This is a genomic window from Pseudomonas sp. NPDC089569, assembly GCF_050280625.1.
In the GTDB taxonomy this organism is placed as follows: Bacteria; Pseudomonadota; Gammaproteobacteria; order Pseudomonadales; family Pseudomonadaceae; genus Aquipseudomonas.
Genome location: NZ_JBNNVQ010000063.1, coordinates 19,381 through 34,236 on the forward strand (window position 1 = coordinate 19,381; position 14,856 = coordinate 34,236).

The 14,856-nt window shown below is 58.7% G+C and carries 12 protein-coding genes, 1 rRNA gene and 1 pseudogene; 3 read left to right on the forward strand and 11 right to left on the reverse strand.

Annotated elements, in window-relative coordinates:
• Positions 1-23: 23 nt before the first annotated feature.
• From ACQKP2_RS21435 to ACQKP2_RS21465, 7 genes are all read right to left on the reverse strand, one after another.
• Complete coding sequence (locus tag ACQKP2_RS21435) at positions 24-1,235, reverse strand: benzoate/H(+) symporter BenE family transporter (protein WP_427579241.1); 1,212 nt, start codon at positions 1,233-1,235, stop codon at positions 24-26.
• 19 nt (positions 1,236-1,254) lie between these two features.
• Complete coding sequence (locus tag ACQKP2_RS21440; RefSeq protein ID WP_427579242.1) at positions 1,255-2,598, reverse strand: MFS transporter; 1,344 nt, start codon at positions 2,596-2,598, stop codon at positions 1,255-1,257.
• A gap of 448 nt (positions 2,599-3,046) precedes the next feature.
• A complete protein-coding gene (locus ACQKP2_RS21445; RefSeq protein ID WP_427579243.1) occupies positions 3,047-4,159 on the reverse strand; it encodes a cupin domain-containing protein in 1,113 nt (370 codons plus the stop codon).
• Between the two features lie 94 nt (positions 4,160-4,253).
• Complete coding sequence (locus ACQKP2_RS21450) at positions 4,254-5,453, reverse strand: 3-hydroxybenzoate 6-monooxygenase (RefSeq protein WP_427579244.1); 1,200 nt, start codon at positions 5,451-5,453, stop codon at positions 4,254-4,256.
• A gap of 65 nt (positions 5,454-5,518) precedes the next feature.
• Positions 5,519-6,157 (reverse strand): maleylacetoacetate isomerase, encoded by a 639-nt coding sequence (gene maiA / locus ACQKP2_RS21455; protein ID WP_427579246.1) that lies wholly within the window; start codon positions 6,155-6,157, stop codon positions 5,519-5,521.
• 21 nt (positions 6,158-6,178) lie between these two features.
• Positions 6,179-7,546 (reverse strand): MFS transporter, encoded by a 1,368-nt coding sequence (locus tag ACQKP2_RS21460; RefSeq protein ID WP_427579247.1) that lies wholly within the window; start codon positions 7,544-7,546, stop codon positions 6,179-6,181.
• An 89-nt stretch (positions 7,547-7,635) separates the two neighbouring features.
• Complete coding sequence (locus ACQKP2_RS21465) at positions 7,636-8,334, reverse strand: fumarylacetoacetate hydrolase family protein (protein WP_427579249.1); 699 nt, start codon at positions 8,332-8,334, stop codon at positions 7,636-7,638.
• Positions 8,335-8,493: 159 nt separating this feature from the next.
• Between ACQKP2_RS21465 and ACQKP2_RS21470 the strand changes: the two genes are divergently transcribed.
• Positions 8,494-9,429: a LysR substrate-binding domain-containing protein gene (locus ACQKP2_RS21470; RefSeq protein WP_427579251.1), complete on the forward strand. Its 936-nt coding sequence runs from the start codon at positions 8,494-8,496 to the stop codon at positions 9,427-9,429.
• A 212-nt stretch (positions 9,430-9,641) separates the two neighbouring features.
• On the opposite strand, the gene ACQKP2_RS21475 is transcribed toward ACQKP2_RS21470, so the two are convergent.
• Entirely contained in the window at positions 9,642-10,493 is an 852-nt protein-coding gene (locus ACQKP2_RS21475; RefSeq protein ID WP_427579252.1) for a TylF/MycF/NovP-related O-methyltransferase, read from the reverse strand.
• 150 nt (positions 10,494-10,643) lie between these two features.
• On the opposite strand from ACQKP2_RS21475, the pseudogene ACQKP2_RS21480 reads away from it, so the two are divergent.
• Positions 10,644-10,793, forward strand: a pseudogene (locus ACQKP2_RS21480) (LysR family transcriptional regulator); the annotation flags it as partial.
• On the opposite strand, the gene ACQKP2_RS21485 reads toward ACQKP2_RS21480, so the two are convergent.
• Positions 10,788-11,543, reverse strand: a complete 756-nt coding sequence (locus ACQKP2_RS21485; protein ID WP_427579254.1) for a class II aldolase/adducin family protein — start codon at positions 11,541-11,543, stop codon at positions 10,788-10,790. The pseudogene ACQKP2_RS21480 and the gene ACQKP2_RS21485 overlap by 6 nt on opposite strands.
• A 133-nt stretch (positions 11,544-11,676) precedes the next feature.
• On the opposite strand from ACQKP2_RS21485, the gene ACQKP2_RS21490 reads away from it, so the two are divergent.
• A complete protein-coding gene (locus ACQKP2_RS21490) occupies positions 11,677-12,633 on the forward strand; it encodes a LysR family transcriptional regulator (RefSeq protein WP_427579255.1) in 957 nt (318 codons plus the stop codon).
• A 12-nt stretch (positions 12,634-12,645) separates the two neighbouring features.
• Here the strand turns inward: ACQKP2_RS21490 and mrdA are convergent, their stop codons facing one another.
• Together mrdA and rrf are read right to left on the reverse strand one after the other, a co-directional pair.
• Positions 12,646-14,538: a penicillin-binding protein 2 gene (gene mrdA / locus ACQKP2_RS21495; RefSeq protein WP_427579257.1), complete on the reverse strand. Its 1,893-nt coding sequence runs from the start codon at positions 14,536-14,538 to the stop codon at positions 12,646-12,648.
• A gap of 232 nt (positions 14,539-14,770) precedes the next feature.
• A 5S ribosomal RNA gene (rrf, locus tag ACQKP2_RS21500) occupies positions 14,771-14,856 on the reverse strand; the annotation flags it as partial.

Consider the following 14,856-nt stretch of genomic DNA (forward strand, 5'->3'; position numbering starts at 1 on the left):
AGATAAGGCGTGGCGAATACAGGTCAGCGCGCCACCTCCCGGGCGCTGCTGGGTGAGGTTGCAAGGGGCGGCCGCCGCGCACTCGACAGCAGGTGCGCGGCCATGCCGAAAATCAGCCCCCAGAACGCGGCGGACAAGCCGAACAACGACATGCCCGAGGCAGTGGTGAGGAATGTCACCAGCGCCGCTTCGCGGTCACTGGGTACAGCCATGGCATTGGTCAGGGCGCCGGCAATCGCAGCGAACAGGGCCAGACCCGCCAGGGCGGCGATCAGTTCTTTGGGGAAGGCTGCGAACAACGACACCAGGGTCGCACCGAAGATACCCAGTACCAGGTAACAGAGGCCGCCGACCACACCGGCGACATAGCGTTTGCCGGGGTCTTCGTGGGCCTCGCGCCCGGTGCAGATGGCGGCAGTGATCGCCGCCAGGTTGAGGCCATGGCAGCCAAACGGCGCCAACAGCGCCGTGCCCAGCGCGCTGCAGGCGATGATCGGGCTGGCCGGCGTGGCGTAACCCGAGGCGCGCAACACCGCCATGCCCGGCACGAACTGCCCGGTCAGCGCCACCATCACCAGTGGCAAGGCGACGTTCAAGGTTGCCCCAAGGCTGAACTGCGGGGTGACCCACACCGGTGTCGCCAGACCGATCACCAGGGCTTCGCGGTGCAATTGGCCAGTGAGCATGGCGATGGCACAGCCCACCACCAGTACCGCCATCACCGCGTAACGCGGCAGCAGTCGTTTGCACACCAGGTAGGTGGCGAACATTGCCAGTACCAACCCGGGCTTGCCTTGCAATGACACGAACAGGCCTGTGCCAAAACGAAACAGAATCCCTGCCAGCATGGCCGCCGCGATGGCCCCGGGCAGCTTGCTGATAACGCGGTCGAAGGCGCCCGAGATACCGACCAGGAAGATCATCAAACTGCTCAGCAGATAGGCGCCGACGGCCTCGCTCATCGAGATGTCCGGCAGCAACGCCACCAGCAGGGCCGAGCCTGGTGCCGACCAGGCAATGATGATCGGCACGCGGTAACGCAGGCTCAGGCCGATGCCCAGCAGCGCACTGCCAATGGAGATCGCCCAGACCCAGGACGACAGCAGTTCGCGAGGCAGATGCGCGGTGTCCGCCGCCTGGAAAATGATCACCAGCGGCCCCGCATACGAGATCAGCGTGGCAATAAAGCCTGCAACCGCTGCAGACAGCGAAAAGTCACGCAAAAAGCCTTTCATCAAACAGCTCCTCGCGGACTCAGGCCTTGGCCGCCGACAGTGGCGCGCCAACGCTGGAGGCGTTTCGCTCGCTGCTGATGGCATACAGGGTCATGGCCAGGGCAGCCACCGCTCCCGGCAGGGCGAACGCCATGAAGTTGAGTTGCAACGGCAAACTGATCCCCAGCAACGCGCCGCCTAACAACGGGCCGACAATGGCACCGTTACGGCCGATCCCCGACGCCCAGCCAAGCCCCGTGGAACGAATGGTCATGGCGTAGAACTGCGCTGCACAGGCATACAGCAGGATTTGCGAACCGATGGTGGTGGCGCCGGCGATGGCGATCAGCAGGTACAACACAGGAGTCGGGCTGTTGAAACCGAGCAAGGTGATCGACACCGCGGCAATGGCGAAGAACACCGCCAGCACCCGTGGCAGGTTGAGCTTGTCGCCCAACACGCCACCGCCCACCGCACCGAAAATCGCGCCGAAGTTCAGCACCAGCAGGAAGGACAGGCTCGAGCCCAGGCTATAACCGGCGTTTGCCATGAGCTTCGGTAGCCAGGAACTCAAGGCGTAGACCATCAATAGGCAGCAGAAGAACGCCAACCAAAGCATCAGCGTGCGCAAGGCGCGACCTTCGCGAAACAGTTGCAGCACAGGGGTGCCGATTCCCTTCACCTCAGTCATGTGCAGGGTGTCGCCGCTCTGGGCAACGTAGCGTGCGTCAACGCGCTGCAATACCCGGCGCGCCTCTTCGTTGCGCCCCTGGCGCAGCATGAAACCCACCGATTCCGGCAAGAAATACATGATCAACGGCAACAGCAGTAATGGCAGCCCTGCCACGTAAAACACCGCCTGCCAACCGAAACTGGGAATAAGCACGATACCCAGGCCCGCCGAAAGCATGCCGCCCACCGAATAACCGCTGAACATGATGGCGACCAGGGTGTTGCGAATTTTCTTCGGCGCATATTCGTTCATCAGCGCCACCACATTGGGCATTACCCCACCGATGCCAAGGCCGGCAATGAATCGGCAGATGCCAAAGGTCGTGGGGGTTGTGGCAAAGCCATTGAGCACGGTGAAGCCGCTGAACAGCATCACGCAAATGGTGATGGTTTTCTTGCGCCCGATCTTGTCCGACAGCGGGCCGAAAAACAGCGCACCGAACATCATGCCAAACAGCGCATAACTGCCCAGTGCTCCAGCCTCCAGCGGGCTCAGCCCCCACTCTTTCATCAGCGTCGGCAAGACCACCCCGTAGATCACCAGGTCGTAGCCGTCGAAGATGATGATCAGGGCGCACCAGAACAAGACCATCCAGTGAAAGCGGTTGAAGCGCGCGTTGTCGATTAGCTCGTGTACATCGATTTTTCGCATGACATCGATCTCTTGTTGTTATTTTTTTGTTCGTACAGGCGTTTCAGCGCGCTGACCGTAGGCCGTACAGGCAACGGTCTGCCGATGGCGGTCGCATTGTTACGCGCCATGCACAGCACTGTTACGCAGGATGCAAACCAAGGGTATTGAGCGCGCGCGAGCGGCAATATCCGCTTTGCGCAGATCGCTATCCGTTTTGTGCAGAGGGTGATATCGCAGGAGCGTTTTCGCTGTGAAGCGACAGCTTTAACCTTTTTACGAACTGCTATGGGGTGCTCGCTGGAGAACGTCTGCTTCTGAAGATGTCTCGCCCAATGGGTTTCGGCGCAGCAAAAAAAAGTGCCATGCGTTTCAGTGCATGGCCCTTCTGTTACCTCTCCCGTTCTAAATCGCCTGCTCGCCCATCCCATTCTCACCAAGGCTGCCGTGGCAGCCAGGCTCAGTCCCTTCAGAGCAATTGACCGTTGACCATCGCGCGGTTGAAATTCAACCGCTCCATGATCGGTGCATCGGAGAAGCTGAACAGGTCGAATTGGCTTTCGGCGTGCAATGACCAACTGATCCAGGATGGAATGACGAAGAGGTCGCCTTTCTCCAGGGTTCGGCTGACGCCGTCCAGTACGACTTGTCCCCTGCCTTCGAACACCTGGAAAACCCGCGATCCCACTTCCCGACGCTCGGCCGACACTGCGCCGGCACGCAGGCGATGAAACTCGGCGCGGATAGTGGACATGACGTCGCCACCGGTGGTCGGGTTGACGAAGCGCACCGCGGCATGGCCTTTTTCCAGGACACCGGGGAAGCCTTCTTCTTCGAGTCGCAACTGCTCAGCGAGGGCGCGATCGGTGTGTTCCCAACGATAGGCACCAATCGGTGAACTGACTGTATTGGCCAGGCCTGACAGCGGACGCAGGCCAGGATGGCACCACAAACGTTCGCCACGCGAGTATTGCGGCGTGCTGATATCGGTCAGTTTTTCCGAGCCGAACTCAAAAAATCCGACATCGTTCTGGTAGGAAAACGGGATATCAAGACCGTCGATCCACGCCATCGGTTTGTCGGTCACGTTCTGATGGCCGTGAAAGTTCCAGCCCGGAGTCAACAACAGATCGCCACGGCTCATGCGCACGGGATCGCCGTTGACCACAGTCCAGACGCCCTCACCTTCGATCACGAAGCGGAAGGCATTCTGTGCGTGACGATGTTCGGGGGCTGTTTCGCGTGGCCCCAGATACTGGATAGCACACCACAAGGTCGGGCTGATGTAGGGGCGACCGTCGAGGCCCGGATTGCCGAGGCCAATGGCCCGACGTTCGCCACCACGACCAACCGGTACCAGATCACCTGAACGCTTGGCCAGGGGGTACAGGTCGGACCATTTCCAGACATACGGCACGGCGCGTGGCATCGGATGTCCAGGCATCAGGTTACCGATCTGCGTCCACAGCGGCATCATGTGCCCGGCTTCGAAATCGGCATACAGTTGGCGCAACTCCGGGGTGTCATCTGGCGCCATGGCGTTGTGAACGGGGGCCGGTTCAACTGCTTCAGGTTTGGACATGACTACGAATCCTCTTTGAATGAAATGGCGATGCGCGGGCCCGATTCAAAACCGAAGGTCCGCGCAGGTAGCGACAAGCAGAGCAACGACCGAATCAATGCTTCATGCAGTTGTCGAGGCTCCATCCATACAGCCACTGTATGGCGTCGTAGAACTGCTCTTGCGTACGACCGTCCCACAGTTGATTGCGCACTTGACGCTCGACACCTTTGGCGTGATAGAGGCGCCCCATCTCGCGGGCCGACCAGAGGATCCTGGCGGTACGCGGAATGCGGATGGTTTCGTACAGGAGGAAGGCGGCCGCCAGATCAAAATTGCACTGTTTGATAGCCTGCCCCAGTACCACGGCGTCCTCCAGTGCACTGCAAGCACCTTGGGCCAGGTACTGAGTCATTGGATGAGCCGCATCGCCGAGGATGGTGACCCGGCCTTCGCCCCATTTTTCCACTGGATCGCGGTCTGCGGTGGCCCATCGACGCCATGAGGTCGGGCGATCGAGCATCTGGCGTGGACGCGGGTGGATACCCTCGAAGTAGCGAAGTACCTCCTCCTTGCTGCCTTCAGTAACGCCCCACTCTTCCTGTTGATTGCTATGGAAGGTGACCACCAGGTTGTATTGCTTGCCACCGCGCAACGGGTAATGCACCAGGTGGCAACGCGGACCAGCCCAGAGCATCGGCGCGTTGACGCGCAAGTCCTCGGGCATATCTTTTTCATCCACGACTGCGCGATACACCACATGTCCCGTCACGCGTGGCGGCTCACCCTGCAAGGCATCGCGCACCACGGAACGAACACCATCGCAGCCGATCACCGCATCAGCGCGGTAGACGGTGCCATTTTGGTCGGTCAGGGTCACGCCATCGTCATCCTGCTCGATCTGTTCGATACGCACGGACGTCTTGAACTGAATCAGTGGATTGTTTTGCACTGCCTCAAGAATCGACAGGTGAATGTCGGCACGATGGATCACACCATAAGGGTTGCCGAATCGATCGCGAAACGCTTGGCCGACATCGATGCGGGCCACTTCGTGGGCATCGACGGCATCCATCATGATCAGGTGGTCGGTGAACACCGAGCGGCTACGGGCTGCGGCTCCAGCGCCCAGCGCGTCGAGCGCGGCATACGCATTCGGGCCAAGCTGGATGCCAGCACCAATCTCGCCGATGTGGTCAGCCTGCTCCAGCAGCAGCACGGCGATACCTTGCTGGGTCAGCGCTTGAGCGGCAGCGAGGCCACCGATGCCACCGCCGACGACAATGATCGACTGTTCTTGGTTTTGTGCAGTCATGGTACGAGTCTCCAAGTATGTTGCCGTGCAGGCCTCAACAATGGGCAGTGAGGCATGCGGGTAAGTCAGGCAATGAAATCGGGTTGCCGTGAAGGTGCAGCCGCCTCGAAGGCTGGCAGCGCAAGGCAATGGCGATAGATGGCCATGATCCGCGGGTAGCCGGACAGGTCGCAGCCCATGCGCTCGGCATTGGCCACCTGCGGTACCAGGCAGCATTCAGCGAGGCCCGGTTTGTCACCCACGCAGTACTTGCCGCTGTCATTGCGTCGCAGCAGCGCTTCAACAGCACTCAGGCCTTCGGCGATCCAGTGTTTGTACCAGGCTGACTTTTGCTCGGCAGTGACCGTCAATACGTTTTGCAGATAATTGAGCACACGTACGTTGTTCACCGGGTGAATATCACAGCCAATCAGATTGGCGATTTCCAGCACACGGGCGCGCTGCCGGGCATCGACGGGAATCAGGAGTGACTCGGGGTGCCGAGTGTCGAGGTAATCAATGATGGCCAGGGATTGGGTCAACACAATGCCATCTGCTTCAAGCACCGGCACACCGCCAATCGGGCTCAACTCGCGATGAGCAGGACTGTACTGCTGGCCCTCGCGCAAGTTGATGCCCTGATAGTCGTAAGGCAGCCCCTTCAATGCGAGCGCGATGCGCACCCGGTAGGAAGTTGAGCTATTGAAGAAACTGTAGAGCTTCATTGGGTTGATTCCTATGGTGTATCAATGAACAGCGATTGACGCTTGCGCCGGCGGGCGGCTGTAACACAGGCCCATCACGAAAATCGCGGCGCTGGCCAGCAACGCGGGCAACATCAGAACGGTAAAAATGCCGTTCAAGCCCATGCCCATGCCTAACATCCAGCCACCGCCCAACGTACCGATGACCGAGCCGATGCGGCCGACACCATGGGCCCAACTGACTCCGGTTGAACGCATGGTGGTCGGATAGAAACTCGCTGCCAGGGCGTTGGCCCCGACTTGCGAGCCGCTGATGCAAAAGCCCATGCCAAAAACCCCGATGGCCAACAGAGTGAATTGGTCATGAAACAGACCGATAAGCAGCAGGCAAAAAGCACCTGTGACATAGGCACAGACCAGCACCCGGAAAGGATTGAGTCGGTCCATCGCTGCGCCCAGGAGAATGGCCCCCAGGGTTCCGCCAATCTGAAACATGGCGCTGACCCGTGCCGCCTGGCTGAGTGACAGGCCGGTGTCTTTGATCAGGATCGGCAACCAGCTGGTCATCATGTAGATGATCAGCAGGCTCATGAAAAATGAAGTCCACAGCAGCAAGGTTCCTGTGCGATGGCTACCGCTGAGGATCTGGCGAATGGGTGACTGGCGGGTATTGGATTGACCGACACCGTCGTGAATGTCGTATCGCGGATGACCTGGCAGAGGCTGCCCCGAGATGCGTTGCAAAATGGCACTGATCTTCTTCGCAGGCGCCGCGCGCTGCACCAGGAATCGCACCGACTCCGGTAAGAACAGGTAGAGAATCGGCAGGCACAACAGGGGTAATGCGCCACCCAGAAACAGCACGCTTCGCCAACCGTAGACCGGCACCATCTGGGCAGCAATCACACCACCAAGCGCTGATCCCAGCGTGAAACCGCAGAACATGGTGGTGACCATCAACGAGCGCCGGCGTTGCGGGCAGTATTCAGAGGTCAACGTGATCGCTTGGGGCATGGCGCCACCCAAGCCGAGTCCGGTCAGGAATCGCATGATGGTCAGGCTCAAGACATCTTGTGAAGCGCAGGCAGCCAGGCTCCAGCCGCCGAAGAACAAAACGGCAACCAGCAAGATGGTTTTGCGACCGAAACGGTCTGCCAGCGGGCCGGCGATGAACGCGCCGAGCATCAAGCCCAGCAATGAAGCGCCGAGCACCGGATTGAGTTGCGCAGGTGTCAAACCCCACTCGTCACGCAGAGCCGGGGCGATGAAACCGACGGCGGCAGTATCAAGGCCATCAATGGCCGTCACTAGAAAACACAAACCCAGAATCATCCACTGAAAGCGGCTGACCGGTCGGCTGTCGATGAAATCCTGTACGTCCACACTTTTATTGTTATCGGTGGCAGACATGAGCGAATCCTCCGGGCCTGCAAGTGATGCGGGCCACGTATTGGCTGTTCGATCCGGGGCCGGCGGCGTGGAGCCGGCCCCGGAACGTATTAAACGATGTCGACCTGGATCTCGCCCAAGCCCTCTACGCCCGCAGTCATGCGCTCGCCGACCACCACTGGCCCCACACCTTCAGGGGTACCGGTCATGATCAAGTCGCCAGGCTGCAGTTCGAAGAAGCGCGAGAGATAGCTGATGGTTTCCGGCACCGACCAGATCAGCTTGTCGATATCGCTGCGTTGCTTATCGGCGCCGTTGACCTGCAGCCACAAACCGGCCTTGCCCGGATGGCCGATTTGGCTGGCCGGGTGTAAAGGACCGATCGGTGCCGACGCATCGAATGCCTTGCCGATTTCCCAGGGACGGCCCATTTCGCGCATTTTCATCTGCAGGTCGCGGCGGGTCATGTCCAGGCCCACTGCATAGCCATAAACGTAATCGTTGGCCTGCTCCAGCGAGATATCGCGACCCGATTTGCCAATGGCAACGACCAGTTCGATTTCGTAGTGGTAGTTGCTGGTTTCGGCCGGATAAGGCAGTTCCAGGGGCTGGTAATAGGCAACCGAAATCACCGCATCGGCGGGCTTGCAAAAGAAGAACGGCGGTTCGCGGTCGGGATCGAAGCCCATTTCACGGGCGTGAGCGGCGTAGTTACGGCCTACGCAATAAACGCGGCGTACCGGAAATTTTTGCTCACTGCCAGCGACCGCCAGGGTCACAGGGGCTTGTGGCTCGAATACGTAGCTCATGGGAGGGCTCCAGGTAAAAGGGTGGGTCATGCTGACCACGGCAAGCAGGTTGCGCTGGCATGCAGCTACCACCGGCGTTGGCCCATTAAAAACCTGCCAGCCTTACGCGAATAATGATATTTTCCGATGCATCCATACTTTTTTACGTATACGAGCACCATGACCTGGACAACACGTTTGCGCCTGCGACACCTGCAACTGCTGATCAGCCTCGCCGAAACCGGCAGCATCAGCGACGCCGCCCGTATCGCCAACACAACACAGCCAGGGCTGTCGAAATGGCTCAAGGACGTGGAGGAAGATGCCGGTACCACGCTATTCGAGCGCCACGCTCGCGGGTTGCGCCCAACGGTCCAGGGCGAGCTGCTGATCAACCACGTAAGACGCATCCTGAGCGAGATGGAACGGGCCCAGAACAACATGGATGCACTTAAGGAAGGCAACGCGCCGAACATCGCCATCGGTACTTCGCCCGCATCGGCGCCCAGCCTGGTACCCGATGCCATCGCTCATTTCCTGACCATGCACCCTCGGGCACATATCTCTCTGCAAGAGAGCACCATGAACGTACTGCTCGAACGGTTGGAGCTTGGTCAGTTGGACCTGGTCGTCGGGCGCCTCGACAGCTATCAGCCGCGTCAGACGCTGAACAGCCAGATGCTGTTTCGCGAACCCATGCAGGTCATCGCCCGCCCCGGCCACCCACTGACCTTGAAGTCGGACCCTGGCTGGGACGATCTCTATGAATTCGACTGGATTCTCTGGCCCGAGGGAACGCCCATTCGCCAGCGGCTGGATTCGGCTTTGAGCAATGCGGGGCTCAAACCGTTGCCCTGTCGGGTCGAGTCGTCATCGCTAATGGCCAATCTGTGGCTGCTGCAAACCAGTGACATGCTTTCGATAGCCTCTGGCCGGGTCGCCGAGCACTTCACCAATCGTGGCCTGGTCAAAGCCTTGAACTTCGAAATGAATGCAGAGGGCAGCATTGGTGTCTGCTGGCGCGATGAACCCTACATCGACAATGCCGTCGTGGATTTTCGCGAATGCTTGCTCAAGGCCTCAGGCCAAGACGGCCAGACAATGAACAACCTGTAGCAAATACCTCCACATGCTGTCGTCAGTGCCGCCACTTGCTGATCGCTGAGAACGCTGGCGAAGCCCTGCATCCGGATATTGGTCGTGCAGACGGTCAATGCGGCGCTATTGGCGCCGGTGCGGGCTGCCGGTACCGCGATGAACGGATTGAGTGCTGTTAAACAGCCGTTAGCAAGACACCCACGCCTTCGCAACGGCTGTGCTCAGGCAGGTCAGGGTTTTATCAAAAGCCCCTGGCCTGTAGGCAGGCTGGCGATCGCAACGTTCTTATTCGCGGCCCATTGGTCCATCCCGTCCTTTTGCGGCTGATAACCAAAGTATGCGTAGTCATCCAGCAAGATGATCGCCCCCGAAACCAGACGATCCCACAGGAACTCGATGGCGGCCAGTTCCGGTGCCATGCAATTCATATCGATGTGCAAGTAAGCAATCTGCGTCGAATCGATTTGCGTGAGCGTTTCAGGGATTGTTCCTTGAATGATGTTTACATTCGACCATTCCGAGAAGTTTGCTCTTACCGCGTCAATGTTTGACGTGTAAGTTCCATCACCAATCCACTTCCGGCTTTTTTCAGAGACACCGCCAACTTTCTCCTGATCGGATATATAGCGGTCATCGATGCCCGAGAAAGTGTCCAGAAGATAAAACGTCTTGCCGGTGCAGTCCCAGTCCAGGTCCTTCATGATCGCTGAACTTAAAAAGCCGTAGTTGACGCCACACTCGACAAAATCACCCGGGCGCTTCACTGCAGTCCGCGCGGCCCAAAGCCCCATGTGAACTCGCCAGTACCACTGATAGTCGGACCCTGCGGCCTTCATTCCGCGGTCATAGGCGGCGATGTAGCGCGGATCACTCATGAAATCGTGATTGTGCACCGTCCTCAGTCCATCCGAATGGAACTCCCCACTGACTTTTGGCAATAAAGGGTCTGATTTCGGTTTATAAGGACGACCTTCCCGAATACCCCATTGCAGATAATGAACTGCAGGTTCGATACCTGCCAATCTGACGTCAGGGTGTAGAAACAGGTATTGTTCAGCAGAAAAATCGATAGGCAAACTCATTCCATTTCCTTGTTAGCCGTCAAACAACTCCATTTTCAGCGCGCAATGCAGAGTCAATACCTCTGAGCATTCAAAAAACCTGGCGCGGGGCGATACTACATGAGCGATGTATCACCTTCCACGCGCAAAAACGGCTCTCCCTGGTTATCTGCCAGCCTGCTGGAGCAACCGGCCGAGGAAGTGATCGGCAAGGTGCGCTTGCTGATCATCAGCCGGATTTTCTCCGAGCGGTTCGATGACTTTCTGACGGACTTCCACCGCCGGTACCCGCGAGTGGATCTGGGAAGACAGCCCTTACGACATATAGGAATCGCGCTGGGATTCGATCAGGGTCAGAGCGGCTTCCCAGGCCAGGTCGATGATGTTGTCTTCCTCATCGCAGTCGAACTGCGCGGCGGTGTGCGCACAGACTTCCGGCGACGGGTAATGCAATGCCGAGCCACCGGCCAGCGCCTGAACCTGCGCCTGGCAGGCGTGCTCCAGAAAGTAGATTTCCTGGAAAGCCTGGGCCACTCCCGACCCTCCGACCAGCAAGCCATGATTGCGCAGGATCATCGCCCGGTGCGGGCCAAGGTCGGCGATCAGGCGCTCACGCTCATCCAGCGACAAGGCGATGCCTTCATAGGTGTGATAGGCCAGCTTGCCGTAGAACTTCAGCGCATGCTGAGTGATCGGCAGCAAACCTTGCTGCTGCGCCGCGACCGCCATGCCAGCCGCTGTGTGGGTGTGGATCACACAGTTCAGATCCGGGCGCGCCATATGGATCGCCGAGTGAATGACGAAGCCTGCGGCGTTGACCCGATGCCCCGCATAAGCCGGATCGACCACCCGACCTTGCTGGTCGATGCGCACCAGATCCGAGGCGCGCATGCGGTCGAAAATCACGCCATAGCGATTGATCAGGAAATGATGCTCGGGCCCGGGTATGCGCAGGGTGATGTGGGTATCGATCAGATCGGTCATGCGAAAGTGCGCGATCAGTCGATACAGCGCGGCCAGTTCGCAACGGGCTTGCCATTCAACCGGGTCGATATGTGCAGGTTTACTCACGAATACACCTCTTTGACAGCGTAGGGGGCGGTGCGCTCTGTGGCGCTTGCGGGCTTTATCGCGCCCGTGCAAGGATTAGTCAATTTTCATATTCTTATCTTTACTATTAGCCACGCTACTACTTGGACCTACCATGACCACAACCAACCCGTGGGTCGGTCGACGCTTCCTCAATGACCGCCTCGACTGGAACCTGCTGCGCACCTATCTGGTGATCGGCCAGGAAGGCAGCATGAGTCGCGCGGCGGCGCGCCTGCATATCACCCAGTCAGCTGTCAGCCAGGCACTGAAACGTCTGGAGGAGCAATTGGAATGTGTGTTGATTGCCCGCAGCGGGCGGCGCTTTGATCTGACGGAAACCGGGGAGGAAGTGCTGCGCATCGCGGCGGACATTTATGGCGACATTTCACGCCTGGGCACGGTGGTGGAAAGCCGCCATGACGACGTCGTTGGGAAAATCCGCATCCTCACGATCAGTGGTGTGCAGGTGCCTCATTACGACGAGTTTCTCGCCGATTTCCATGAAACCCATCCGAAAATAGAACTGGAAGTCGAGGTGATGGGCAGCTCCGATATCATCAGTTCGCTGTTGCAAAAGACGGCGACAATCGGCGTCGGCCTGTGCCGCTTGCCGCAACCGAAACTGGAACAGCGCGTCTTGTTTCGCGAGCGCTACGCGTATTTTTGCGGTCAGCGCCATCGGCTGTTCGGACAGGTGAATCTGACTCTGGAACAACTGGCTACCGAGAACTTTGTCAGTTTCACCAGCGATCAACTGGGCGGTAACCTGTCGCCTTTGACATTGTTCCGCGATCAACAGGGCTTCACAGGCAAGATCGTCGCCTCCTCCACCAGTTTCGAAGAAATTCACCGCTTGATTTGCGCGGGTTACGGGATCGGCTGCTTACCGGTGCACCTGGTGCGCCGGGATGTCGAGCAGGGACTGTTATGGCGATTACCGCCCGAGGAGGGGGTGGTGGATCTTGATATCCGGCTGTTGTGGAACCGCGAGCAGAAGATGAGTCAGGCTGAAACGGTGTTCCTGGAAAGCTTCCAGCACAGGCTCAGCCTCCGTGAGCCTGTGCTGTGAAGCCTTGGTGGTTTAAACGTGGGGATCGCCCGGCGCCTTGGTCGGTGAGGCGTATTGCGGCTTGAGATGCCCTTGCTGATCGAGCAACCAGGCGTCCATGATCTGGCGCACCACAGGGCCGGCGACACGGCCACCGGCCTCGCCGTTTTCGATCATCACCGATATCACAATCTTGGGATGTTCCGCCGGGGCGAATCCGACGAACAAGGCGTTGTCGCGATTGCGCTCGCGGGTTTTCTCCCGGTTGTACCGCTCGCCCTGTTTGATCGCTACGACTTGCGCGGTGCCACTCTTGCCGGCAATACGGTACTGCGCCCCTTCCGCCGCCGCCCGTGCAATACCCCGGGCATCGTGCATCACCATCTGCATGCCGTGGTTCACCTGGTCCCAATCGCGCGGATCCTTGAGCAAAATGTTCGGCATCGGATGCTCGTCCACCGGTGCTACACCATCCACGCTCTTGGCCAGGTGCGGCCGATTCCACACACCTTTGTTGGCAATCAGGGCCGTGGCCTGGGCCAGTTGCAGCGGCGTGACCTGCATGTAGCCCTGGCCGATGCCGAGGATTACCGTTTCGCCCGGGAACCATGGCTGACGGCGTGTAGCGCGCTTCCAGGCCTGGGAAGGCATCAGTCCAGGCGATTCTTCATACATGTCCAGGGAAACTTTCTCGCCCAGGCCGAACATTGCCATGTAGTCGTGCAACCGATCGATACCCAACTTATGGGCCAGGTCATAGAAGTAGGTGTCGTTGGACCGCATGATCGCCGCGTCCATGTCCACCCAGCCATCACCGCTGTGGTTCCAGTTCCGGTATTTGTGATCGAAGTCGGGGAGTTGGTAGTAGCCCGGATCGAAAACCCGGGTCTGCGGCGTGACGATACCGGCATCCAGCCCGGCAATCGCAACCTCCGGCTTGATGGTCGAGCCCGGCGCGTAGAGCCCGCGCAAGACACGATTGAACAGCGGCCGGTCGATGGAATCGTGCAGCGCCGCGTACTCCTTGACGCTGATGCCGGTAACAAACAGATTCGGGTCGAAACTCGGTTTGCTGACCATGGCCAACACTTCACCCGTCGACGGATCGAGCGCGACGACAGAGCCGCGACGGTCACCCAAGGCTTGTTCGGCGGCTTCCTGAAGCTTGACATCGAGGCTCAGGACAATGTTTTTGCCGGGTACCGGATCGGTGTGCTTGAGCACCCGCAGCACGCGGCCCTGAGCGTTGGTTTCAACTTCTTCGTATCCAACATGGCCATGCAGTTCCGACTCGTAGAATTTCTCGATCCCGGTCTTGCCGATGGATTGGGTGCCTCGGTATTCAACTGAATCCAGGTTTTTGGATTCTTTCTCGTTGATGCGCCCGACGTAACCGATCGAATGCGCGAAGTGCTCGCCCAGTGGATAGTGGCGCACGAACTGTGGCTCGACATCGATACCCGGCAAGCGGAACTCGTTGACCGCCAGCACGGCTATCTGCTCTTCGCTCAGCTCATAGAACAGCGTCACCGGAACGAACGGATGCCGCGCCTGCTTCATCGCCTTGTCGAAGAGCGTGCGGTCTTCGGCAGGCAAGTGCAGCAGGTTGACCACCTCGTCCAATTCTTCTTTGACATCCGAAGCACGCTCACGGGTGATGGTCAGGTTGTAGCTGGGACGGTTGTCCGCCAGAACCACGCCATTGCGGTCATAGATCAAGCCACGGACAGGTGTGATCGGCAGGACATGGACGCGGTTGTTTTCGGAAATCGTGGAGTGATAGTCGAACTCGACTACTTGCAGGACATACATGCGCACCACCAGTGCACAGGTAACGGCGACGACGAACAAAGCGCAGGCCATCAGTCTTTTGTTGACCAGGCGCCGCTCTATTTCGTGGTCCTTGATCGGTATCGATTCGGGCATTTGTGTAGCAACTCTCTGAAACGAGGTGCCAGTCCATGGGCGTCAAATCAGTCCGTTAAAAGGAGCTGCACCATACCAAAAGCCGCATGGTCTCTTTAGTGAAATTTCCTCTAAGGCCGGCCCTGAGGCGTCGAGAAGGTGCGGTTTGACGTCGATTGGCTCGTTGCGCCGATTTTCTGCAGGCAAAACAAAACCCCTACCTGCGTACGCAGATAGGGGTTTTGGAATTTAATCTTGACGATGACCTACTCTCACATGGGGAAACCCCACACTACCATCGGCGATGCATCGTTTCACTTCTGAGTTCGGGATGGGATC

What these genes read in the sequence shown, in the direction of transcription:
- ACQKP2_RS21435 (WP_427579241.1), bottom strand. Translation starts at nt 1,235, where the DNA reads ATGAAAGGCTTTTTGCGTGACTTTTCGCTGTCTGCAGCGGTTGCAGGC.
- mrdA (WP_427579257.1), bottom strand. Translation starts at nt 14,538, where the DNA reads ATGCCCGAATCGATACCGATCAAGGACCACGAAATAGAGCGGCGCCTG.
- ACQKP2_RS21470 (WP_427579251.1), top strand. Translation starts at nt 8,494, where the DNA reads ATGACCTGGACAACACGTTTGCGCCTGCGACACCTGCAACTGCTGATC.
- ACQKP2_RS21490 (WP_427579255.1), top strand. Translation starts at nt 11,677, where the DNA reads ATGACCACAACCAACCCGTGGGTCGGTCGACGCTTCCTCAATGACCGC.
- ACQKP2_RS21465 (WP_427579249.1), bottom strand. Translation starts at nt 8,334, where the DNA reads ATGAGCTACGTATTCGAGCCACAAGCCCCTGTGACCCTGGCGGTCGCT.
- ACQKP2_RS21440 (WP_427579242.1), bottom strand. Translation starts at nt 2,598, where the DNA reads ATGCGAAAAATCGATGTACACGAGCTAATCGACAACGCGCGCTTCAAC.
- ACQKP2_RS21475 (WP_427579252.1), bottom strand. Translation starts at nt 10,493, where the DNA reads ATGAGTTTGCCTATCGATTTTTCTGCTGAACAATACCTGTTTCTACAC.
- maiA (WP_427579246.1), bottom strand. Translation starts at nt 6,157, where the DNA reads ATGAAGCTCTACAGTTTCTTCAATAGCTCAACTTCCTACCGGGTGCGC.
- ACQKP2_RS21460 (WP_427579247.1), bottom strand. Translation starts at nt 7,546, where the DNA reads ATGTCTGCCACCGATAACAATAAAAGTGTGGACGTACAGGATTTCATC.
- ACQKP2_RS21445 (WP_427579243.1), bottom strand. Translation starts at nt 4,159, where the DNA reads ATGTCCAAACCTGAAGCAGTTGAACCGGCCCCCGTTCACAACGCCATG.
- ACQKP2_RS21450 (WP_427579244.1), bottom strand. Translation starts at nt 5,453, where the DNA reads ATGACTGCACAAAACCAAGAACAGTCGATCATTGTCGTCGGCGGTGGC.